The organism is Pseudomonas sp. LBUM1663 (genome assembly GCF_059695905.1).
The window spans coordinates 2,609,287-2,631,637 of sequence record NZ_CP166792.1; the positions used below are offsets into that span (position 1 = coordinate 2,609,287).

19 protein-coding genes are annotated in these 22,351 nt (G+C 62.0%); all 19 read left to right on the forward strand.

Annotated features, from left to right (window positions below; all coding sequences use genetic code 11):
* The first annotated feature begins 125 nt into the window (after nt 1–125).
* On the forward strand, nt 126–5,951 hold the full coding sequence (mnxG, locus tag ACA075_RS11930) for a manganese-oxidizing multicopper oxidase MnxG (protein ID WP_497298641.1): 5,826 nt from the start codon (nt 126–128) through the stop codon (nt 5,949–5,951).
* 171 nt (nt 5,952–6,122) lie between these two features.
* Nucleotides 6,123–8,075, forward strand: a complete 1,953-nt coding sequence (locus tag ACA075_RS11935; RefSeq protein WP_497298642.1) for a YncE family protein — start codon at nt 6,123–6,125, stop codon at nt 8,073–8,075.
* A 13-nt stretch (nt 8,076–8,088) separates the two neighbouring features.
* Nucleotides 8,089–8,745, forward strand: a complete 657-nt coding sequence (locus ACA075_RS11940) for an SCO family protein (RefSeq protein ID WP_094471707.1) — start codon at nt 8,089–8,091, stop codon at nt 8,743–8,745.
* Complete coding sequence (locus ACA075_RS11945) at nt 8,742–9,362, forward strand: SCO family protein (RefSeq protein ID WP_497298643.1); 621 nt, start codon at nt 8,742–8,744, stop codon at nt 9,360–9,362. The genes ACA075_RS11940 and ACA075_RS11945 overlap by 4 nt, the downstream gene beginning before the upstream one ends.
* Nucleotides 9,363–9,371: 9 nt before the next feature.
* Nucleotides 9,372–10,922: a cytochrome c/ABC transporter substrate-binding protein gene (locus ACA075_RS11950; RefSeq protein ID WP_497298644.1), complete on the forward strand. Its 1,551-nt coding sequence runs from the start codon at nt 9,372–9,374 to the stop codon at nt 10,920–10,922.
* A gap of 14 nt (nt 10,923–10,936) precedes the next feature.
* A complete protein-coding gene (locus ACA075_RS11955; RefSeq protein ID WP_497299240.1) occupies nt 10,937–11,890 on the forward strand; it encodes a peptidylprolyl isomerase in 954 nt (317 codons plus the stop codon).
* 219 nt (nt 11,891–12,109) lie between these two features.
* Nucleotides 12,110–12,643: a response regulator gene (locus ACA075_RS11960; RefSeq protein ID WP_497298645.1), complete on the forward strand. Its 534-nt coding sequence runs from the start codon at nt 12,110–12,112 to the stop codon at nt 12,641–12,643.
* 84 nt (nt 12,644–12,727) lie between these two features.
* The gene (locus tag ACA075_RS11965) at nt 12,728–14,434 is read left to right on the forward strand and encodes a GspE/PulE family protein (protein WP_497298646.1); all 1,707 of its coding nucleotides are present in this window, start codon (nt 12,728–12,730) and stop codon (nt 14,432–14,434) included.
* The gene (locus tag ACA075_RS11970) at nt 14,415–15,218 is read left to right on the forward strand and encodes a hypothetical protein (protein ID WP_497298647.1); all 804 of its coding nucleotides are present in this window, start codon (nt 14,415–14,417) and stop codon (nt 15,216–15,218) included. Before ACA075_RS11965 ends, ACA075_RS11970 begins: the two co-directional genes overlap by 20 nt.
* Before the next feature lies 1 nt (nt 15,219).
* Nucleotides 15,220–15,765 (forward strand): PilN domain-containing protein, encoded by a 546-nt coding sequence (locus ACA075_RS11975; RefSeq protein ID WP_094471713.1) that lies wholly within the window; start codon nt 15,220–15,222, stop codon nt 15,763–15,765.
* On the forward strand, nt 15,752–16,300 hold the full coding sequence (locus ACA075_RS11980) for a GspMb/PilO family protein (protein ID WP_497298648.1): 549 nt from the start codon (nt 15,752–15,754) through the stop codon (nt 16,298–16,300). The genes ACA075_RS11975 and ACA075_RS11980 overlap by 14 nt, the downstream gene beginning before the upstream one ends.
* On the forward strand, nt 16,300–16,818 hold the full coding sequence (locus tag ACA075_RS11985; protein ID WP_497299241.1) for a hypothetical protein: 519 nt from the start codon (nt 16,300–16,302) through the stop codon (nt 16,816–16,818). Before ACA075_RS11980 ends, ACA075_RS11985 begins: the two co-directional genes overlap by 1 nt.
* A complete protein-coding gene (locus ACA075_RS11990; RefSeq protein WP_497298649.1) occupies nt 16,815–18,650 on the forward strand; it encodes a type II secretion system protein GspD in 1,836 nt (611 codons plus the stop codon). Before ACA075_RS11985 ends, ACA075_RS11990 begins: the two co-directional genes overlap by 4 nt.
* A gap of 2 nt (nt 18,651–18,652) precedes the next feature.
* Complete coding sequence (locus ACA075_RS11995) at nt 18,653–19,126, forward strand: type II secretion system protein (RefSeq protein ID WP_094471717.1); 474 nt, start codon at nt 18,653–18,655, stop codon at nt 19,124–19,126.
* A 3-nt stretch (nt 19,127–19,129) separates the two neighbouring features.
* A complete protein-coding gene (locus tag ACA075_RS12000; protein ID WP_042932745.1) occupies nt 19,130–19,504 on the forward strand; it encodes a type II secretion system protein in 375 nt (124 codons plus the stop codon).
* The gene (locus ACA075_RS12005) at nt 19,479–20,018 is read left to right on the forward strand and encodes a type II secretion system protein (protein ID WP_094471719.1); all 540 of its coding nucleotides are present in this window, start codon (nt 19,479–19,481) and stop codon (nt 20,016–20,018) included. The genes ACA075_RS12000 and ACA075_RS12005 overlap by 26 nt, the downstream gene beginning before the upstream one ends.
* Nucleotides 20,015–20,407, forward strand: a complete 393-nt coding sequence (gene csgE / locus ACA075_RS12010; RefSeq protein WP_497298650.1) for a curli production assembly/transport protein CsgE — start codon at nt 20,015–20,017, stop codon at nt 20,405–20,407. The genes ACA075_RS12005 and csgE overlap by 4 nt, the downstream gene beginning before the upstream one ends.
* Nucleotides 20,404–20,823, forward strand: a complete 420-nt coding sequence (locus ACA075_RS12015; protein WP_403105729.1) for a curli assembly protein CsgF — start codon at nt 20,404–20,406, stop codon at nt 20,821–20,823. Before csgE ends, ACA075_RS12015 begins: the two co-directional genes overlap by 4 nt.
* A 31-nt stretch (nt 20,824–20,854) precedes the next feature.
* Nucleotides 20,855–21,721 carry a CsgG/HfaB family protein gene (locus ACA075_RS12020; RefSeq protein WP_497298651.1) on the forward strand — a complete coding sequence of 289 codons (867 nt, stop codon included), beginning with the start codon at nt 20,855–20,857 and terminating at the stop codon, nt 21,719–21,721.
* Nucleotides 21,722–22,351 lie beyond the last annotated feature (630 nt).

Below are 22,351 nucleotides of genomic sequence, written 5' to 3' on the forward strand. Positions count from 1 at the left end.
CCCCGAGCTCTCAAATCGTTGCTGTAAACGGCTGAAAAATAACTGAATTTTTTATGGCATGCGGATTGCTCAAGGGGATTTGTCGAGAATTATTCCTGTGAGAACCCACAGCGAGGCCCGTGATCATGACCGGCATACCCTACGCTTCGTCCTTGTTTAAATTTGCGCTGATGGTGGCGTCGATGTTTGGCATCGAGCTGGCTGAAGCAGCACTGCGCTGCGAGCGCAATCTGGTGGCGAACGTCGTGGCGCTGGATCAGCCGCTGATGTTCAACCGCCTCGGCGCGCAGAACGTCAACGGCATGATGTTCGCCCTGCGCCGCGACGTGGTCGACGACCATAATGTGTCCCTGGCCCAGGGCGGCGCGGCAGTGCCGGGCAAAGTCTCGCTGCGGCCCGACAAGCGTCCGCGCCCCCTGGTGTTGCGGGTTGCTGCCGGTGACTGCCTGACGATCAACCTGCAGAATCTTCTGGCTTACCAGGCCAACCCCGGAAGCCACGAAAACGGGGAGGAGGGTGAGATTGAGGGTGAGGTCGAAGTCGGTAACGTCGATCAGTTCAAAGTCGATGAGCAAGTCGCTGACCGCCATGTCGGCTTCCAGGTCAACGGCATGCAAGCGGTCAACAGCATTGACGACATCGCCTCCTACACCGGGCGCAACGGCAATTCGCTGGTGGCCCCGGGCGGCACCCGTTCCTATACGTTGTTCGCTGAGCGCGAAGGTGCATTCGCCGCCAGCAGCCGTGGCGCGACCTTCGGTGGTGAAGGCGACGCCGGCAACGTTGCCAACGGCCTGTTCGGCCAGGTGGTGGTGGTGCCCAAGGGCGGCCGCAGCTATCGCAACACCGTGACCGAAGAAGAGATGCGCCTGGCCAGTACCGGCCGCACCCCAGCCGGTCAACCGATCGTCGATTACCAGGCGCGCTACCCGCAACGCCAACCGTGGATTCGTGAAGGCAAGGCCGGCACGCCGATCATCAACATGGTCGACGGCAATGAAATCATCTCCAGCGAAAGCGACGCGATTGTGATGGGCAGCAATGCCGACGGCAGCTTCCCGCCGTCGACTTATCCGCTGGAAGCCATCGGCAAACGCAACCCGGCGATTCCGAACCGGCTGGAACCGTTCCGCGATTTCGCCTCGCAGTTCCAGGATGAAACCGCCGCGACCCAGGCATTCCCCGCTTATTGGGCAGACCCGGTCATGGCCCACGTGCTGGAGCCGACCCGCGACTCGTTCATGATCAACTATGGCTCCGGCGGCATGGGCGCCGAGGTGGTGGCCAACCGTTTGGGCGTCGGGCCGATGCACGATTGCCTGTCCTGCGCCTACGAAGAATTTTTCCTCAGTTCGCACACCGTCGGCGACGTGGCGATGCTGGTGGACGTGCCGGCCAACGCTGGCCTGGAAGGCATTCTTCCAGGGCAAGTGCCAAGGGCCGACCAGATCGGGGTCAAGGCGACCATGGCGCTGTATCCGTCCGAGCCGTCCAACGTCAACCACAGCTACATCGGTGACTTCATCAAGTTCCGCAACACCCACAATGGCCACGAGCAGCACATCTTCCACCTGCACGGTCATCAATGGCTGTTCAATCCCAACGACGACAACTCCGACTATGTGGATGCCCAGGGCATAGGCCCGGGCGCCGGCTACACCTATGAAATCGCCAACGGTGGTTCGGGTAACCGCAACCGTGTCGCGGGTGATGCGATCTACCACTGCCACTTCTACCCGCACTTCGCCCAAGGCATGTGGAGCATGTGGCGGGTACACGACGTGTTTGAAGAAGGCACCAAACTCGAAGTCTCCCAACAAGGCACCGACGGTTACCACAGCGAACCTTACGCATTGCGCAGTGGCAAACCGGCGGCGGGCGCCCGGGCCTTGCCCGATGGCGAAATCGTTGCCGGGACCCCGATTCCTGCGGTAGTGCCGCTGCCGGGCAAAGCCATGGCGCCGATGCCAGGCAAGGTCGCGGTGGTGCCGAAAATTGGCGAAACCCTGGTCGCCGGCGGTGACGACGATGACGAAGAAGATGACGACGGCGAACATCACGGCGGCAGCGGCGGGCCTCAGGCCATCGGCTCACTGGCCCTGGTGGATCGCAGCGAAGCCAACCGCAATGCCGACGGCAGCCTGAAAAATCCTGGCTATCCGTTCTGGATCGGCGGCATGGAAACCTCGGTCGGGCAACGTCCACCGACTCCACCGCTGGACATGCTCGACGCGGCCAAGGCCCAGTCCTTGAAAACCAGCGGCAACGCCCTGTGGGCCAACCTCGACCCGGCTTCGTCCGGTGGTTGGGACGGCGGCCTGGGGCGTCATTCCCTGGACGGTTTCTCCGCCGGTGGCGTGGCGCACACCATTACCACATCGCTGGATTTCTCCAAGGAAGTGACCCGCGCCAAACCCATCTACATGCCGGAAGAGGGCACCGAAGTCGAACAGGCGGCCATGGCTTTCCACGCCAAAAAGGACCACCCAAGCTTTGCCTTGCTTCCCGGCAATCAAATCGTGGCGAAGGCCTTCCGCACCAACGGTGCCTTGCCGATTGCCGGCGCGCCGTACTACGAACCGTGTATGGACGACCGGCAAAAACGCCTGACCAGCAGCGCCGGCACCGGCGAGTTTGCCAGCGGTGAACGCATCGACGGCATGTCCTATACCGGCTCCTCGACCTTCACCGCCGACCGTCCTCGGGTCTACAAAGCGGCGAACATCCAGTTCGACGCGGTGTACAACAAGGTCGGCTACCACTTCCCGCAAGCGCGCATCCTGGCCCTGTGGGAAGACGCCTGGCCGGTCATCACCAAGCAGCGTCCGCCAGAGCCGCTGGTGATGCGCATGAACACCTTCGACTGCGTGCAATACCAGCAAACCAACCTGGTGCCGGCCACCTATGAGATGGACGACTATCAGGTACGCACGCCGACCGACGTGATCGGCCAGCACATTCACCTGCCCAAATGGGACCTGACGGCGGCCGACGGTTCTGCCAACGGCTGGAACTACGAAGACGGCGTGCTTTCCCCGGGGGCCGTGCAAGAACGCATCCACGCCATTCGCGAGTTCAACCAATGCACAGGCACCGATCCACGTGACGGCACGCCGGCCTGCCCGAAAGCCAAGAATCACCCGTACTTCGGTCAGTTTGGCCGGGCGGATTGGGTCGGGGCGCGCACGGCGATGCAGCGCTGGTTCGTCGATCCGGTGGTGAACGCCAAAGGTGTCGACCGTGGCCTGGGGACCATTTTTACCCACGACCACCTGGGCCCATCGACTCACCAACAGATTGGCCTGTACGCCACCGTATTGGCTGAACCGGCCGGTTCCACCTGGTTCCACGCGGAAACCGGCGAGCCTTTGTACAGCGGCGCGCGCCAGGACGGCGGGCCGACGTCGTGGCAAGCGGTGATTTCTACCGGTGACCTGGATGGCGACGGCAAGAACGACAGTTTCCGTGAGTTCTTCCTCGAATACAGCGACTTCCAGCACGCCTATGAAGCCGGTGTGTATGTGGGCGCCGGGCCTAATGGCGTGCCTAATCCGCAAGCCTTCCCGGCCACCGCGGACAGCTTCCGCTACGCGATCAACCCGCCGGTACGCAACAACGCCAGCACCTTGCTCGACGGCATCATTGAAGTGCAGGGCGGCATGGTGCCGGGTTGTCCGACTCGGCCATGCCCACAGGCGATCTCGGTCGATGACCCTGGCATGTTCGTGGTCAACTACCGGAACGAACCGCTGGCCCTGCGGGTGTACGACCCGAACAAGGTCGGCCCGGACGGCAAGCGCGGCATGCAGGCCGACGGCCTCGGCGGCGACCTGGCGTATGCCATGCAAAGCCGTACTGACCGCGCCATCCCGGCGATGAACCTGGCACCGAACCTGGTCACCGCAGCCACGGGTCCAACCGGCGGCACCACGCTGTTCCCGCCACACGTCAACCGTGGCGGCGCGGAACCGGGTGACCCGTTCACGCCAATGTTGCGCACTTACACCGGTGACAATGTGCGGCTGCGAGTGCATGCCGGCGGTCACGAAGAAGAGCACAACGTGACCCTGCACGGCGTGAAATGGCTGCAAAGCGGTTCCGGCTTCGGCAACAGCTCCAACTCCGGCTGGCGCTCGTCGCAGATGGTCGGTATCTCCGAACAGTTGGGCTTCAACGCGCCGGTCTCGATGCTCTCCAGTTCGGCGGCGACCACGGGGGATTACCTGTACTCGATGGACGCTTCGATTGAAGGTTACTGGAACGGTATCTGGGGCGTGATGCGCAACTACACGGCCCAGCGCAGCGATCTGTTCGCCGTGCCAAACAACCCCAAGCCAATGGGTATGCGCAATACCGTGGCATTCGATGGCGCCTGCCCACGGATCAGTGCCAACCCCAACGGCATCGGCACCCGGCCGACCGTGCAACGCAACTATGAAGTGGTTGCAGCGCTGGCCAACGACATCCTGCGCAATCCGTTGAACCTGACCATCGGCGATCCGGCCGGTATCGGGCAACACGTGGGTGGGCCGTTGAATCCGGCGGGTGGCACCCTGGTGTTCAACTCGCGGCCGGTGAATATCCCTCAGGTCACCGTGGTCGATCCTGAAGATGGCGAAACCATCACCATCGGCGGTCAAAGCGGCCCGTTGCATGATCCGACTGCGATCCTGTACGTGCGCAAATCCGACCTCGATCCGGTCACCGGAAAAATGAAACCAGGTGTACCGGTGGAGCCGCTGGTATTGCGCGCAGCGGCGGGTGACTGCATCAACGTCACGCTGGAAAACCGCTTGCCTGTGGTCATGCCTGACCTGACCCAGACTGCCGTGATGCAAGGGCTGGTCAAGCGCGATCGCAACAATGGCCAGGGTTCGACCATCTTCACCAACAACCTGCTGCGGCCGTCGAGCCACGTTGGCCTGCATGCGCAACTGCTGGCGTATGACATCACCAAATCCGATGGCACCAACGTCGGCGCCAACCCGACTCAGACCGTGCCACCGCGTGTGGGGAATGCCGGCGCGTACCCGACGCGTACCTATCAGTACTACGCCGGGCACCTGGAGCGTGAAGGCAAACCGATCTCGCAACTGGGCCGCAGTGTCGACAACATCAACGCCACGGCAGTGGAGTTCGGCGGACTGAATATCACGCCAGCGGACCTCATCAAACAACCGCAAAAAGGCTTGGGTGGGGCGATGACCATCCTGCCGGCCGGCGCGACCTGGGTTGAGGATGCGCGTAAAACCAACGCAACGGTCACGGCGCCAGGGCAGACCACTTACCGCGACTTTGCGATGGTCTGGCAGAAAGCGTTGAACATCCGCTGGGCCAACGGTCGGCCGGTGGAAGGCATTGCCGCCGAAGGCTTCGGGGTGCCGACCGATCCACAGGACAACTCGAGCATGGCCATCAACTACAAGGCCGAGCCGATCTGGTTCCGCTTCGGGTTGGCGCCGGATGCGCCGTTCGGGCACGCCAACGGTGCCGGTTACGGGGATGTGCCGAACGCGCATATGGCTTACAGCAATGCGCTGGTGGGGGGTGATCCGCAGACACCGGTGCTGTATGTGAAACCGGGGCAACCGTTCCGCACCCACATCCTGATGCCGACCGGTGGCAGTCGCGGCACGACCTTCCAACTGGACGGTCACGTCTGGTCGGTCAACCCGTTCCAGTCGGAGAAGAGCGATACCGGTGGTTATCCGATGGCTACGCCAGGGGTGGGGTCGGTGCGGTTCGGCTACAACCCGATGTCGATGTACATCGGCGCGCGTGAAAGCATCCTGCCGGCGGCGCACTTCAGCTTCATGCACCCGAGCGCCGGGGGCAGCAACGCAATACCGGGCGACTACCTGTTCCGCGACTACGGCGCCTACGGCAACACCGCCGGGCTTTGGGGATTGCTGCGGGTAACCAACGAGCCAGAACCGGCACCGGCACCGTAGGGGCACTAGCCAGTAAAGAGAAAGAACGAGCGATGAGTGATCTGTGGCGAGGGAGCTTTCTCCCGCTGGGGCGCGAAGCGGCCCTGAAAATGGGACTGCTGCGCAGTCCAGCGGGAGCAAGCTCCCTCGCCACAGGGAAAGGCAGGCACAGATCTGTAAGGGGAGAGGGTAATGAACAGGACTACAACAATCGCCGGTGGTGCGTTGGTCGTTGCGGTGGCACTCATCAGCTTCGGCGTCTGGCGCACCGCGCCGCCCAACCTGCTGAGCGAAGTCGCACTGCCGAACACCTGGAGCAGTCAGAACCTCTCCCGTGACGGGATTTCGGTGGCGCTTGAGGTCAAGTCATTGGCCAAGGACGGTGTGTTGCGTGAAGGCGAGTTTGCCGACGTGCAGTTCCGCGTCAGGGACGGGGCTTCAGGTCAGCCGTTGTCGGGCATCAATCCCGGTGCCTGGCTGGACCCGGAAACCATTGCCGCCGACCAGGCCCAGGGCCGGGAGAAAAGCTGCAAATCCCGGGTCGGGGTCTTCCTGAAATCGAGCATCGGCGCGCGGCCGCTGCTCGACCTGAACAGCTACTTCCTGCTGGTGATGAACCGCGACGCCAGTGTCTCGGTGGTCGACCCGTCGGTGTCGGTGGGCGGTATCACCAGCACCATGGCACGGATCGACATCAAGCAACCGCCGATGGACTGGACCACGCCCAAGGACAACAAACGGGTGTTCGTCTCCATGCCGACCGCCGATGCAGTGGCGGTGATCGACAGCGAGCAGTTCAAACTGGTCGACTCGGTTGCCGCCGGCAGCAATCCGGTGCGCGTAGCCTTGCAACCGGACGAGCGCCTGCTGTGGGTCGGCAACAACGCCAAGACAGTCGAGCAGTCCGGGGTCACGGTGATCGACACCCGCAGCCTCAAGCCACTCAAACACCTGGCCACCGGGGCCGGGCACCATGAAATCGCCTTCAGCAAGGACAGCCGTTTTGCCTTCGTCAGCAACCGCGACGACGGCACCCTGAGCATCATCGACATCGCCAGCCTGACCATCAGCAAGCAACTCAAGACCGGCTCGCACCCGCTGTCGGTGGCGTACTCGCCGCTGTCCCAGGCGGTGTATGTCGCCGACGGCAAGAACGGTAGCGTGACCGTGGTCGATACCGCCAGCCTTACGGTTCGGCGGGTGATCAAGATGAAACAGGGCCTGGGTCCGATGGGATTCAGCGCGGACGGGCGTTTCGGCATCGTCCTCAACACCCTGGAAAACCAGGTGACGGTGATCGACGCGGCCACCGATTCGATGATCCACGAACTGGACGTGTCCGCCGAACCCTACCAAGTGGTGTTCACCAAGGCTTACGCCTATGTCCGCGGACTGGCCTCGGCCAAAGTCACGATGATCAACCTTTCGTCATTGGGGGCCGGCCGCACGCCGATCACCCAGGGCTTCGAAGCCGGGCCACAGGCGCCACGGCTGGCCGGTGATTTGCCGCTGGCCTCGAGCCTGGCGGTGTCGCGGGACGACAACGCGGTGTTCGTGGTCAACCCGGTGGACAACACCACCTATTTCTACGCCGAAGGCATGAACGCGCCGATGTCCGGCTACCCCAATCGCGGGCAGGTGGCGCGGGCCGCCATGGTCATCGACCGCAGCCTGCGCGAGGTCGAGCCAGGGCTCTACAGTTCGCGGATCAAGCTGCCAGCCGCCGGGCGTTTCGACGTGGCGTTCCTGCTCAACCAGCCGAACATCATCCATTGCTTCACGGCGCTGGTTGAGCCGGACCCGAACCTCGCCAGGCTCCCCGGCGTGCCAAAGGTCGAGTTCATGCTCGATAAATCCACGGCCGCCCTCGGCAGCCCTTACACCGTGCGGTTCCGCATTGTTCAGGGCCAGCAAAAGGCACAGCGCAGCGGGGTCAAGGACGTTCAGGTGCGCTACTTCCGCGCCCCGACATCTCGCGCCCAACAGGTCGCGGCCCTTGAAGTAGGCAACGGCATCTATGAAGCCCCGGTGACCCTCGACCAGAACGGCGCCTGGTACCTGCACGTGCGCGCGGCGTCCCTTGGCGCGAGTTTCGATGACAAGACCTTTGCCAGCGTTCGGGTAATCCCCGGCGATGCTCACTGAAGAGGAAACCGACATGAACCGATTCGCACACCGTGGACTGCTGACGTTCTGCCTGTTGGCCGTCGGCATCGGTCAAGCCCTGGCGCACTCGGCGGATGAACACGCCGGCCACGACATGCCGGCCAAAAGCGCCAGTTCTGAGAGCGCCCAGGTCAAATTCGCCGACGTCGCGCTGGTGGACCAGAACGGCAAACCGGTACGTCTGGAAAAGGACTTGGTGACCAACAAGATCGTGGTCATGAGTTTCATCTACACCAGTTGCACCACGGTGTGCCCGGTGGTGTCCTCGATCATGGGCAAGGTACAGACGCAACTCGGCGCCCGGGTCGGCAACGAGGTGCAGCTTGTATCCATCAGCATCGACCCGCAGCGCGATGACGCCAAGCGCCTCAACGACTACGCCCGCAGCTTCCAGAAGGGGCCGGGCTGGAGCTGGCTGACTGGCAGCTCGCAGTCGATCAACGAAACCCTCAAGGGCCTCGGCTCCTTCAGCGGTGACTTCAAAAGCCATCAACCGCTGATTCTGGTGGGGGACGGCAACAGCCGCCACTGGACGCGTTATTACGGCTTCACCGACCCGGCCGTGCTGACCCGCCAGGTCGAGAAACTCAGCGGCCAGCGCAACGCCCACGCCAAACACACGGCCATTGCCATGGAGCATCAACCATGAAAGCCCTCGCTCTGATCTTCCTGACGATGTGTTTTTGCGTCATCAGCTTTATGGCGTTTTCCCACGAAGGACACCAGGAGCCCGCGCCGGCGGTGGCCGCTGCGCAACCGGCCGGCGGCACCCGGGATGCGAAAACCTGGTTCACCGACACGCCGTTGCAGGACCAGAACGGCAACACGTTGCGCTTCTACAGTGACGCGCTGCAAAACCGTGTGGTGCTGCTGAACGTGATTTTCACCAGTTGCAACGATGCCTGCCCGCTGATCACCCAAAAGCTCAAGGAAGTCCGTGAAGTGCTGGGCGACAAGGCCGATGGCATCACCTTTATTTCCCTTACCAGTGATCCGCTGCGCGATACGCCGGCGGTACTCAAGGCTTACACCTTGAAGCAGGGCGTCGATGGCCCCCACTGGCTTTTTCTCACCGGCGACAAGGCACAAATGGACCTTGTACTGGGGCGCATCGGCCAGATTGTGCCGACCCCCGAGCAGCACTCGACGCAGCTGATTGTCGGTGACGTGGCCAACAAGCGCTGGAGCAAGATCCGTCCCGATGCACCGGCCGCCGCCATTGCTCAGCGCTTGCAGTTGCTGACAATGCCTGTGGCTGGTCGTTGAGTAAGTGCCATGAAAATTACCCTCGTCCTCGGCCTGCTACTGATTGGCGGCATCAGCTTCAGCGCCAATGCGTTGCCGCTGAGCCCCAGCGAAAGTGCCGGTAAACGGCTGTATCGCGAGGGCGTGTCGGCAAGTGGTGAGCCGATCATGGCTCGGGTGGGCGCGGCGGACATGCTGCTGCCCGCCACCAGCCTGCCCTGCGCCAATTGCCATGGCGCCGACGCCCAGGGGCGACCCGAAGGCGGGGTACGGCCGCCGGACATCAGCTGGTCGCGGCTCTCCAGCAGTTACGGGCAACAGCAGATCAATGGTCGCAATTACCCGGCCTACACCGAGGGCGCACTGGCCCGGGCGATCCAGGAAGGGCGCGATTCGGCGAACAATCGGCTTGACCCGGCGATGCCCCGGTTCGTGCTTTCGATGAATGATCAGCGCAACCTCACGGCTTACCTCAAGCGCGTGGCCGATGACCGCGACCCCGGGTTGACCGCCGACAGCCTGCACCTGGGCACCTTGTTGCCGAGACAGGGGCCGCTGAGCACGGAGGGCACCACGGTGGCGGCGGTGCTCAAGGGCAGCGTGGCGCGGATTAACGAGGCGGGCGGGATCCATGGCCGGCAATTGCGCCTGACCATCCTCGATCCGGGCCCGGACCGCGCCAGTGCCGAACAGGCACTGGACCGCTTGATTGAGCAGGAACAGGTGTTCGCCCTGATCGCACCACTGGCACCTGCGCTCGACACCGAACTGGTCACGCGGCTGGAACGCGCCGGCATTCCACTGATCGGGCCGCTCTCGTTGCAGGGCATGGCGCCAGCCAGTCGGCAGATTTTCGAACCGCTGTCCGGGCTGCGCGAGCAACTGATCGCCTTGGCCGACTACGGTGCCGCCAATTTGCGCTTGCTCCAGGGACCGACGCTGATTGTCCACCCGGACGAGCCGAGCCAACGGCAAGCGGCACAAAACCTCGGCCAGTACCTGCAAGATCACGCTTGGCAGCAAGTGCGGCTAAAGGCCTACAACTCGGCGCAGGACGAGTTGCCGCTGGGCTCGCGATCGGTGTTTTACCTGGGCAGCGGCGTCGGTTTCAGTCACCTCGCCGAGCGCCTGCAAACGGCGGGGCAGGTGCCTTACCTGTTCGCCGCGTCGAATCAGGTGGCCGGCGACCTGTTTCAATTGCCCAGCGGGTTTTCCCGGCGGGTGTTTCTGGCTTATCCGTTCGTGCCCAGTGACTGGACGCTGGCCGGGCGCCTGGCCTTGACGCAACTGCGCGAACACCAGGGGCTCGGCGGTGAGCACGCGGTGCTGCAAGTCGGCGCCTACAGTTCGATGCTGCTGCTCAGCGAAGGCATGAAGCAGGCCGGACGCGACGCCAGCCGCGAAAAACTCATCAGTGCCCTGGAAGGTTTGCACGATTTCGACACCGGGCTGACCCCGCTGCTCAGCTTCGGTCCGGGCCGCCGACTGGGCTTGAGCGGTGCTCATATCGTCACCGTAGATTTGCCCGACCAGCGTTTCTTTCTGGTCGCACCGTACAAACCCATTGCCGCGACACCCTGACGGGAGGCCTGATGATGAAACTCAAGACGCTGCTGATTCTGCTGACGATGTGGGCCCCTGTGGCCTTCTGCAGCAACGGCCCGGCTGCCGCGCGGGTCAATGGCGAGGAAATTTCCGAGTTCCGCCTCGAGCGCTATTTCGCCGAATACCTGGAGGACCAGGGCCGCGCAGTGGGCAGCATTCGCAATCCCAAGGCGTACAAGCAGTTGCGCCAGAAAGCACTGGATGCCCTGATCGACAAGGAGTTGCTGTGGCAGGAAGCGCGCAAACGCGGGGTGAAGATCAGCGATGAAGTCGTGCAAAGCCAGATTGAGCAGACGCGGCAAGCGATGGGCGGTGCCGAAGTGTTCGCCCGCCGGCTCGAAGACGCCGGTTTCGATGAAGCCGGTTTTACCGAGTACACACGCCGCGAGCTCGCGGCGCAAAAGGTCTTTGCCGACCTGCTCCAGGTGGCTGAACCGGACGAAAAACAGGTCCGCGCGTTCTACGAGGAACATCGCGCCGAAATGAGCACACCTGAGCAAATCCAGGCGCGGCACATCCTGGTCAAAGTGCCTCAGGGCGCCGATGCCGCCACAGTTGAAGCAGCCCGGCTACGCTTAGAGGAGATGCAGGTGAAAATCAGCCAGGGCGAGGACTTTGCCAGCGTTGCCCGGGCCGGCTCCGAAGATGCTTCCGCCACCGAGGGCGGGGATCTGGGCTATTTTCCTCGTGGGCGCATGATGCCGGAGTTCGACGCAGCGGCGTTTGCCCTGGCGCCGGGCGCGGTCAGCGCGCCGGTGCGCACGCCTTTGGGCTGGCATTTGATTTACCTACAGAACCACCAGGAGGCGGCCGATGTCTCAGAAACTCAGGGACTTGAAATGGTTCGGGCTTATCTTGCCCGACAGCAAAAGTCCCAGGCTCGTCTACAGGTTCTGGGGCAGTTGCGATCAAGCAATCGAATCGAGCGGATTGACGACGATTGAAGGTTCCCCCCCCAAATGTGGGGAAAGCTTCAGGGCAAATCCGAGCGCTTCCCCGCCTTTGGGGGACGGGGTTCCTGAACGAAAAGATTTTTTCATGAAAATCATAGAGATGAAGCGGTCGAAAACCGGCGCTCAGTCTGGCATGAAGTGTGCGTTAGCCTAATTGAGGCGCGTACTCCCAGGCACGAATATCGGACCTGCAGTTTCAAGGAGTCCACCTTGTTAAACAAAGTACTGGTTGTTGAAGACGAACAGCTGCTGGCGGAAAACCTCCAGGGTTACCTGCAGGCGCAAGCGCTGGAAGTCCGGATAGCTCACAACGGTGAAACAGCCATCGGCGAAGCCGAACGTTTTTCACCCGATGTGATGGTGTTCGATTACCGCTTGCCCGATATGGAAGGCTTTCAGGTGCTCGATGCCGTCCGCCAGAACAGGAAGTGCCATTTTGTGCTGATTACCGGGCACCCAACCGCTGAAGTCTGTGAGCGGGCCCGGCAACTGGGAGTCAGCCATATCCTGTTCAAACCGTTTCCGTTGGCGGAATTGGCCCGTGCAGTCTGTGACCTTTTAGGGATGGAGCGGGAAAACCGAACAGGCGCGAGCCCATCCGAAGGATTCGTCGAACGACGCCAGAGCAGGACCGAAAGCTTCCCGCTGCAGCTGTACGACGGTAGTTGGGTGCTGGCAGATCGTCGACGAAGTTCATCGACCTCCAAGGCACCAGACGACGAACGATTGCTCACCGGGGAGTAGTGGCGCGACAAGACGTTCCGGCATACGCCGCAATGGCCTGCCGCGTCGACAGGGCTCAAAGCCCCCGGCGTTGGAGAGCATGCCATGGACCGTCTATCCCTTGCCGTAGAACCGGCGCTGTTGGAATGTGTACCGTCTCGCTTTTCCAGTGAACAACTGGCCCAGGCCCGGGCCCGGGCAACCAGTTCCGGCGAGCGGGTTCTGGAGGCCCTCGGGGTGTTGTGCGAACTGGCCCCCATGCCCTTCATCCAGTGCCTCGGCGCTACCCTGCATTATCCGGTGCTCGACACCGACACCCTGTTTCAAGCCACCCCGGTGTTCGACCGGGTCACCCTGGCCCAATGCCTCAAGCGCGAATTCATCCTGCTGCGTCATGACGATGCGGTCATTGGCGTGTTTGCCGACCCGTTCGACACGTCGCGCCTGGCCTGGATCGATGATTGCCTGCACGGCGCGCCACTGTACCTGGTGCACGCCGACGACCTGAAAGCCTACCTGGCGCGTCACGAAGAGAGCTTCCACGCGGTGGAATCGCTCAACGCCCAGGCCGACGCCAATATCGAAATCGATACCCTGCAAAGCCTGTCCCTGACCAGCATCAGCGAAGACGCCAGCGTGGTGGTCAAACTGGTCAACTCGACCCTCTACGACGCGCTGAAAATGCACGCCAGTGACATCCACCTGGGCACCACCGGCAGCGGCCTGGTGATCAAGTACCGGATCGACGGCGTGCTGAACAACATCAGCAAAATCCAGGGCAGCGAGTTCGCCGAGCAGGTGATCTCCCGGGTCAAAGTCATGGCCGAACTGGACATCGGCGAAAAACGCGTGCCTCAGGACGGTCGCTTCAAGATCGGTATCAGCGGCCGGCAGATCGACTTCCGGGTCTCGATCATGCCGAGCATTTTTGGCGAAGACGCAGTGCTGCGGGTGCTCGACAAACAAGACCTGGCGGACAAGGTCAGCGGCGTGCAATTGCAGGCACTGGGCTTTGAAGAAGACACCTTGCGCCAGCTGCGCCGGTTAGCCGCCGAACCCTACGGCATGGTGCTGGTGACCGGCCCGACCGGCAGCGGCAAGACCACCACGCTCTACGCCATGATCACTGAGATCAACCACGGCGTGGACAAGATCATCACCATTGAAGACCCGGTGGAATACCAACTGCCGGGCGTGCTGCAAATCCCGGTCAATGAAAAGAAAGGCCTGACCTTTGCCCGTGGCCTGCGCTCGATCCTGCGCCATGACCCGGACAAGATCATGGTCGGTGAAATCCGCGACCCCGACACCGCACAGATCGCCGTGCAATCGGCACTGACCGGGCACCTGGTGTTCACCACCATTCACGCCAACAACGTGTTCGACGTAATTGGCCGGTTCACCCAGATGGAAATCGACCCCTACAGCCTCGTCTCGGCCCTCAACGCCGTGCTCGCCCAGCGGTTGATCCGTCTGGTGTGCGCCAGTTGCAGCGCGCCGAGCACCCCGACCGATGAAGAACTGCGCCTCTCCGGGCTCGATCCGCAGAAGGTCGATCATTACCACTTCGTTCACGGCAAAGGCTGCGGCCATTGCCGGGGCACCGGTTATCGCGGGCGGACCGCGATTGCCGAGCTGCTGCACCTGGACGACGAACTGCGGCAGATGATCGTCGAGCGCCAACCCGTTTCGAAGATCAAGGCACACGCTTGCAAACGTGGCTTGCGCTTGTTGCGCGAGTCAGCCCTGGAACTGGTAGCTGAGGGGCGGACCACGCTCGAGGAGATCAATCGTGTCACTTTTGTCTCGTGATCGTTATGTCGCCGTGCTCGGCGCCAGTGGTGTCGGCCTGGGCCAGCGCAAAGGTGGCGACACCCTGTGGCTGGGCAGCGTCGGCTTTATCGACGAAGGCTTCCATGCCTGGACCGTCGCCCTCGAAACCCTCGACCGCTTGCTGGGCGAACACGCGCCAGCCGGTGCGGAATTGAGTGTGGTGATTTCCGGCCACTTCAGCCGCTTCTGCCTGGTGCCCTGGAGCGAACAGATCAGCAGCCCCGACGAATTGCTCGGGTTTGCCCAACTGTGTTTCGAAGACCTCTACGGTGTACCGGCCCAACCCTGGAGCATGGTGCTGTCGGCCGAACCTGCGGGTTACGACCGGATCGCCACCGCGCTGCCGCAAGACCTGCTGGCGCGTCTGCGCAGCCTGGTCAGCGGTCGCGGCCTGCGACTGCGTTCGGTGCAGCCTTACCTGATGGCGGCGTTCAATCACTTCGATAAAAGCCTCGACGCCGGTGACTTCCTGTTCGTGGTCGCCGAGCCGGTTCGCAGTGTCTTGCTGCTGGCCAGGGAAGGGCGCTGGACCTCGGTGCGTTCAGTGGGCAGCAGCGACAGCGATGCCGCACTGACCGCGCTGATCGGCCGGGAAAGCCAGTTGCAGGCCTCCACCAGCGAACGGCCGCTGAACGTTTACCTGCACGCACCGGCTCGCATCGATGTGCAACCCGACGTACCCGGTGTGCAGTTGCGCACCCTTGAAGAGGACCGGACTGGCGTACGCGATAGTTTGTACGTGATGTCCCGGGCGGTGGCCTGATATGCGCGCCCTGACGCTCGACTTCCAGCCACGCCGCCGCTCGGGCCCATTGGGCTGGAGCCTGCTGGCGGGCGGCGTGGTGCTGGTCGTGACCTGTTTTGTCGCCCAGCAGCACGTCGCCGAACAGGCCTCGCAACAGCAAGGCCATTTGCAGCACGCCCAGCGCGAACTCACCGGCGACACCGGCAGCAAAGTCACCCTGAGCCCGGCCGAAACCCGCGAACAAGCACAGAACCTGGCGGAAATGCGCAAGGTCTCGCAGCAACTGCGCCGCCCTTGGGAACGTCTGTTCGCCATGCTCGAAGCGATGCCGCGCGACAACATCGCTTTACTGACCCTGACCCCGGATGCCCGCAAGGGCCAGGTGCGCATCAGCGCCGAGGCCCGGGACCTGGAAGCGATGCTCGACTTCCACCGCCGTCTCGAAGCCAGCGATGAGCTCTCCGATGTGTCGCTGCTCAGCCACGAAATTGTCGTGAAATCGCCGGAACAACCGGTGCAATTCAACCTGTCGGCTAGCTGGGAGATCGGCGATGCGAATCCCTAGATTGATCGTCCACGAATACCTCCAAGGCCTGGGCGTGCCCGGCCTGGCTGGCTTGGCGATGTTGCTGCTGGCGCTGGCCTGGGCCCTGGGTGGCCTGATGCCGGACTGGAATTCATTGCAAACCCTCAGCCAGCAGACCCGCGAAGCCGGCGAGTACCTGGCCAAGGTTGAAGACGGCAGTGTCGCCGCCCCGGTGGTGCCGCAACGTCAGCTCGACGACTTCCGCAGCAAACTGCCGTCGCAGCCCCAAGCCACTGTGGCCATCGACAAGATCTACGCGCTGGCCGCCCAGGAACACATCACCCTGGCCCGCGGTGAATACTCACTGGGCGTCGACCCCAAGACCCACTTGGCCCGTTATCAGATTCTGCTGCCGGTGCGTGGCAGCTACCCACAACTGCGGCGCTTCCTGCACGCGTTGCTCGGCCAGTTGCCAGCCGTGGTGGTGGAGGACGTGGAGTTTCAGCGTAAAAAAATCGCCGACACCGACCTGACCGGGCGGATCCGCATGACCCTTTACCTGTCGAGGTCATGATGAATACCAAACGCGTAGTGGGCTGGGTGGCGTTCTTCGGCGTGGCCGCGGCGCTGACCTGGGGGCCTGATTACTTCATGCCGTCGGACGAAGGCGATGCGTCGGTTGCGACCGCTGCCACGCCCGCCAAAAGCAAAATCCGCGGCACGCTGCCGGCCGCTTCAGCCAGTGGCAAACCCGCGGTGATCAAGGACCTCAGCCCGTCCGGCGACCTGTTCGCCGCCCGCAGCTGGAAGGCTGCACCGACACTGGCCAGCGTCACCGAACAACCCGTCAACCAGACCCCGGTGGTGCAAGTCCCCAGCGTACCGCCGATGCCTTTCCAGTTCGTCGGCAAGCTGAATGACCGTTCCGACCTGCAAGTGTTTTTGCAGAACGGCGAAAAAATATACGTCGTACGCAAAGGGGATGTGATCGACGACACCTGGCGGATCGAGGGGATTTCCGATGTGGAACTCAGCTTTGTCTACCTGCCTCTGCATTTGTCCCAGACCTTGTCTGTGGGGAGCACGCAATGAACAGATCCCGTTTGCTGATGAGCCTTTGCGTATGCGTAGGGCTGGCTGCGTGCAGCTCGGCGCAGGTTGCCAAGCAGGAAGCGACCGACTTGATGGAGTCAGGGCAGTACGAAGCCGGCCTGGCGCGCATTGAAGAAGGTCTGAAGGAAAACCCTCGGGATACCGAACTGCACCTGGCCCTGACCAGCGGCCGTGCCCGTGCGGTGACCGCATTGTTGACCCAGGCCGACATGGATCGCGCCCAGCGTGATTTCGCTTCGGCCCGTCTGGAGTATGGCCGGGTGTTGACCATTGAACCCCACAACCGCCGCGCCCAGGATTCAATGCGCCAGCTAGAGCACATGCGCAGTCTCGATGACAAACTCGAACTGGCCCGGGGCGACCTGCGTCGCGGCGACATCTACGGCGCCGACCGTCAGGTGAAACAGATCCTCGAACTGGACCCCACGAATGGCGGCGCCCTGGAGTTGCAAGACAATATTCGTCTGGTGCAAAGCCGCAACGTGATCCCTTATCCGCAACTGCGCACCCGTCTCGACCGGCCGGTGACCCTGGAATTTCGCGACGCCAACCTGAAAACCATCTTCGAAGTGCTGTCCCAGGTCGCGGGTTTGAACTTCATCTTCGACAAGGACCTGCGCCCCGACATGAAAGCCACCATCTTCGTGCGTGACGTGCGCATCGAAGACGCCGTGGAACTGCTGCTGCAACAGAACCAGTTGCATCAGAAAGTGGTGAACGAAAACACCCTGCTGATCTACCCCGACTCGCCGCAAAAGCTCAAGGATTATCAAGAGCTGGTGATGCGCACGTTCTACCTGACCAGCATCGATGCCAACACTGCGCTGAACATGATCAAGACCATGCTCAAGACCCGTGACGTGTTCGTCGATGAACGCCTCAACACCCTGACCATGCGCGACACCGAAGACGCCATACGCATGGCCGAAAAACTCTTGCAGTCGCAGGACCAGTCCAACCCTGAAGTGGTGCTGGAAGTGGAGGTGATGGAAGTCGCCACCCAACGCATTCTCGACCTGGGGCTGCAATGGCCGAGCACCTTCGGCGTGGTCAACAGCGACGGCTCGGCCGTGACCCTGCTCGATCAACTCAAAGGCATCGATTCCAGCCGGATCAGCATCTCGCCGTCGCCTCAGGCCAAGATCAACGCTCAGGACAATGACATCAACACCCTGGCCAGCCCGGTGATTCGCGTCAGCAACCGTGAACAGGCGCGCATCCACATAGGACAGCGTGTGCCGATCATCAGCGCCACCTCCGTGCCGTCGACCCAAGGTCCGGTGATCACCGAAAGCGTCACCTATCTGGACGTTGGTCTGAAGCTCGAAGTGCAGCCGACCATCCATCTGAACAACGAAGTGGCGATCAAGATCGCACTCGAAGTCAGTAACGCCACACCACTGGAACCGACACGTCAGGGCACGATTCCAGTTCAGGTCGACACCCGTAACGCCCAGACCACGCTGCGCTTGCATGACGGCGAAACCCAGATCCTTGCTGGCCTGGTGCGTAACGACCATGGCGCCACCGGCAACAAGATTCCGGGCCTGGGCGACATCCCCGGTCTTGGCCGGTTGTTCGGCAGCAACAAGGACACCGTCGGCAAATCGGAACTGGTGCTCTCCATCACTCCGCGGATCGTGCGCAACCTGCCGTACCAGAGCCCGTCGGACATGGAATTCCCCACCGGCACCGAAACCAGCATGCACATCCAGGCGCCGGACCGCCGGATGCAAGCGCCGATTCAGAATGAACACATCGATCGGCCGGTTGCTGCCATTACCACCACTGTTGTCGTCGAGAAGCCTTGATCATGAACGCCTCGCAACGTGGTTTTACCTTGATCGAAGTCGTGGTGACGCTGGCCCTGATCGGCCTGTTGGCCGGCATGGCCGCGCCACTGACCGAGACCGTGGTGCGCCGGGGCAAAGAGCAGGAATTGCGTGCGGCGCTGTACCAGATCCGCGACGCCATCGACGCCTACAAACGTGCCTTCGACGCCGGTTACATCGAGAAGTCGCTGAACAGCAGCGGCTATCCACCGAATCTGCAAGTGCTGGTGGAAGGCGTGCGTGATGTGCGCAGCGCCAAGGGGGCCAAGTTCTACTTTCTACGGCGCGTGCCCCATGACCCGCTGACGCCGGTCAAGCGTGACGACGACGGTGGCTGGGGCTTGCGCTCTTACGACAGTACGGCTCAAAACCCGCGGGAGGGCGAAGACGTCTTCGACGTTTACTCCCATGCACGCGGCAAGGGTCTCAACGGCATCGCGTATAAGGAGTGGTGAATCATGCGTCGGGAAAAGGGTTTTACCCTACTGGAACTGATGGTGGTCATGGCAATTATCGCGACCCTGATGACCATCGCCTTGCCACGCTATTTCAACAGCCTCGAGGCCTCGAAAGAAACCACGCTGCGCCAGAGCCTGTCGGCCATGCGCGAAGCCCTGGATCACTACTACGGCGACACCGGGCGCTATCCCGATTCCCTGGAACAACTGGTGGAACAGCGTTACTTGCGCAACCCGCCGATGGACCCGATTTCCGAACGCAAGGACCTCTGGGTGCTGGTCGCGCCGCCGGACGGTGTACCGGGCGGGGTGGCCGATATCAAAAGCGGTGCCACAGGGAGGGCGCGTGATGGCAGCCTTTATTCCGAGTGGTAAGCCCGCCGACGAGGCCGGGTTCACTTACCTGGGCGTGCTGTTTCTGATCATGGTGATGGGCATGGGCCTGGCCAGTGCCGGCGAGTTGTGGTCAACCGCCTCGCGCCGTGATCGCGAACGTCAGTTGCTGTGGGTCGGCACGCAATACGCCCAGGCGTTGCGCAGTTATTACCGCAGTTCGCCGGGGCTGGCGCAGTACCCGAAAGAGCTTGAAGACCTGTTGCAAGACGAGCGTTTTCCAACGCCCAAACATCACATTCGCCAGCTCTACCCGGACCCCATAGGCGGGGGCGAATGGACGCTGATGCGTGGGTTCGACGGACGCATCACCGGGCTCAACAGTCCCTCCACGGACCTGCCGCTGAAACAGTCGGATTTTCCCAGTCAGTGGTCGGACTTCACCGGCATGGCGAGCTACAAGGACTGGCAGTTCGTGGCCGAGAAAGCCTTCCTCGATGGCGCCTCGGGCCCGGTGAAAAACCAGTCCACGTTGCCACAGGCGTTGTCGCCATGAACCGCCAATGGCTGCCGGCCCTGATCCTCGTGTGTGTGGCGACGTTCGCCAGCGCCGGGGAGGACGACGAGATGCTGGGCTTTATCGTCGATGACACGATTTCGCACATCGGCCACGATTTTTACTACTCGTTCAGTGAACGCCTGCGCGCCACCAGCCCGATGGATTTCAACCTGGTGGTACGCGAACGACCTTCGGCACGCTGGGGCAGCCTGGTGACCGTGGAATATCAGCAGCGACTGGTTTATCGGCGCTTCCTGCCGCCGAACACCGTGGAACTCAAGGACGAGGCCTATGACGCCGCCGACTGGGTTCGCGGACAGATTGTCCAGCGCAAACTGGAAGCCTTGTTGCAGGACACTACGGACCTTGAGAGGGACGAATTATGAAAACGAAAACTGTCTCACGGAACCTCGGGCTCTGGTTGATCGGGCTGGGCAGTTGCAGCCTGGTGCAGGCCACGGAGCTGGTTTACACGCCCATCAACCCGTCGTTCGGCGGCAACCCGTTGAACGGTACCTGGTTGCTGAACAACGCTCAGGCACAAAACGACTACGACGATCCTGACCTGAAAAACCGCACGTCGGTGGCCGGGACTTCGGCCCTCGAACGCTTCACCAGCCAGTTGCAATCACGGTTGCTGGGGCAGTTGCTGGACAACATCTCCACGGGCAACACCGGGAGCCTGTCCACCGACGCCTTTATCGTCAACGTCGTCGACGACTCGGGTGCACTGACCATTGAAGTGACCGACCGAGCGACCGGTGAAATTTCGGAAATCCAGGTGAATGGCCTCGCCCCTTGACGGGGATTTGGGTCGATGGGGAGAGACGGACATGAAAAAAATAATAGCGCTGGGGCTGATGTTGGCGGTATTGCAAGGGTGCAGTTTGCGCGAGAACGTGGGTGCCGAGCAGGACACCGAATCACCGACCCTGACACCCCGGGCGTCGACCTATTACGACTTGATCAACATGCCACGACCCAAGGGCCGGTTGATGGCGGTGGTGTACGGTTTCCGGGACCAGACCGGGCAGTACAAACCGACCCCGGCCAGTTCGTTTTCGACGAGCGTGACCCAGGGCGCGGCGAGTATGTTGATGGATGCGTTGCAGGCCAGCGGCTGGTTTGTGGTGCTGGAACGTGAAGGGCTGCAAAACCTGCTGACCGAGCGCAAGATCATCCGCGCCTCGCAGAAGAAGCCCAATACGCCGGTGAACATCCAGGGTGAACTGCCACCGCTGCAAGCGGCGAACATGATGCTCGAAGGCGGAATCATCGCCTACGACACCAATGTGCGCAGTGGCGGGGAAGGGGCGCGCTACCTGGGGATCGATATTTCCCGTGAGTATCGGGTCGATCAGGTCACGGTCAACCTGCGGGCGGTGGATGTGCGCAGTGGGCAGGTGCTGGCGAATGTGATGACCAGCAAGACGATTTACTCGGTGGGTCGCAGTGCCGGGGTGTTCAAGTTTATCGAGTTCAAGAAGTTGCTTGAGGCTGAGGTCGGGTACACCACCAACGAACCGGCGCAGTTGTGTGTGTTGTCGGCGATCGAGGCGGCCGTTGGGCACCTTTTGGCCCAGGGGATTGAGCGGCATTTGTGGCAGGTGGCCGGGGATAATTCTTCGCCTGAGAATAATGCGACGCTGGATCGTTATCTGACTCAGAACAAGGTTGTGCCGGAGGGTGAGGAAGAGTGAGCCGAGGCGGCCTTCGGGCCGACCTGGTTCTTGTTGACTGAGTACATATCCATTGCTGCGGTAACGGCTACTTATGGTTTCGCCCTTACGGCGAGTCCCTTTTGGCAAACGCCCCAAAAGGAACCAAAAGGTCTCGCCCCAAGCGTCCGGCCCCTCGCCTAGGCTCGGCGTTCCTTCGCTCCGGTATCCATCCGGGGACACTGCCCTCCGGTCTGCTTCGCGACGACCTACATGCAGCGTGTTCGACTGCGTCGAACGGCGCTGCGCGCCACTCCCCGGATGAACACCTCCACTCAGCCTCCCGAAGGGGCGGGTGGATCAAGATCAAGAGCTGCAGGCGAGCTAACGCTCGGCCTGTTGAGTGGTGAAAAGCTTACGGTGTGTACCCATCCATTGTGGGAGCGAGCCTGCTCGCGATGGCGGCCTGGCAGCCGACCAATCTCCGCAGGAGTGTTCCATTACCCTGTGGGAGCTGGCTTGCCCGGGTAGAAACCGGAGACATCCTTTACAGGTGTGAAATACGGTCAGGAGGTGCCTGACCATGCCCTGGAATCGAGAGTCCCCAATGGATCAACGGATCAAACTTACAGGCGATGTCTTTGTATTTTTCAAACTTGAGTTCGACTCGCA

Coding starts and splice junctions, on each gene's coding strand:
- mnxG (WP_497298641.1), top strand. CDS start 126: ATGACCGGCATACCCTACGCTTCGTCCTTGTTTAAATTTGCGCTGATG.
- ACA075_RS11935 (WP_497298642.1), top strand. CDS start 6,123: ATGAACAGGACTACAACAATCGCCGGTGGTGCGTTGGTCGTTGCGGTG.
- ACA075_RS11940 (WP_094471707.1), top strand. CDS start 8,089: ATGAACCGATTCGCACACCGTGGACTGCTGACGTTCTGCCTGTTGGCC.
- ACA075_RS11945 (WP_497298643.1), top strand. CDS start 8,742: ATGAAAGCCCTCGCTCTGATCTTCCTGACGATGTGTTTTTGCGTCATC.
- ACA075_RS11950 (WP_497298644.1), top strand. CDS start 9,372: ATGAAAATTACCCTCGTCCTCGGCCTGCTACTGATTGGCGGCATCAGC.
- ACA075_RS11955 (WP_497299240.1), top strand. CDS start 10,937: ATGAAACTCAAGACGCTGCTGATTCTGCTGACGATGTGGGCCCCTGTG.
- ACA075_RS11965 (WP_497298646.1), top strand. CDS start 12,728: ATGGACCGTCTATCCCTTGCCGTAGAACCGGCGCTGTTGGAATGTGTA.
- ACA075_RS11975 (WP_094471713.1), top strand. CDS start 15,220: ATGCGCGCCCTGACGCTCGACTTCCAGCCACGCCGCCGCTCGGGCCCA.
- ACA075_RS11980 (WP_497298648.1), top strand. CDS start 15,752: ATGCGAATCCCTAGATTGATCGTCCACGAATACCTCCAAGGCCTGGGC.
- ACA075_RS11985 (WP_497299241.1), top strand. CDS start 16,300: ATGAATACCAAACGCGTAGTGGGCTGGGTGGCGTTCTTCGGCGTGGCC.
- ACA075_RS11990 (WP_497298649.1), top strand. CDS start 16,815: ATGAACAGATCCCGTTTGCTGATGAGCCTTTGCGTATGCGTAGGGCTG.
- ACA075_RS11995 (WP_094471717.1), top strand. CDS start 18,653: ATGAACGCCTCGCAACGTGGTTTTACCTTGATCGAAGTCGTGGTGACG.
- ACA075_RS12000 (WP_042932745.1), top strand. CDS start 19,130: ATGCGTCGGGAAAAGGGTTTTACCCTACTGGAACTGATGGTGGTCATG.
- ACA075_RS12005 (WP_094471719.1), top strand. CDS start 19,479: ATGGCAGCCTTTATTCCGAGTGGTAAGCCCGCCGACGAGGCCGGGTTC.
- csgE (WP_497298650.1), top strand. CDS start 20,015: ATGAACCGCCAATGGCTGCCGGCCCTGATCCTCGTGTGTGTGGCGACG.
- ACA075_RS12015 (WP_403105729.1), top strand. CDS start 20,404: ATGAAAACGAAAACTGTCTCACGGAACCTCGGGCTCTGGTTGATCGGG.
- ACA075_RS12020 (WP_497298651.1), top strand. CDS start 20,855: ATGAAAAAAATAATAGCGCTGGGGCTGATGTTGGCGGTATTGCAAGGG.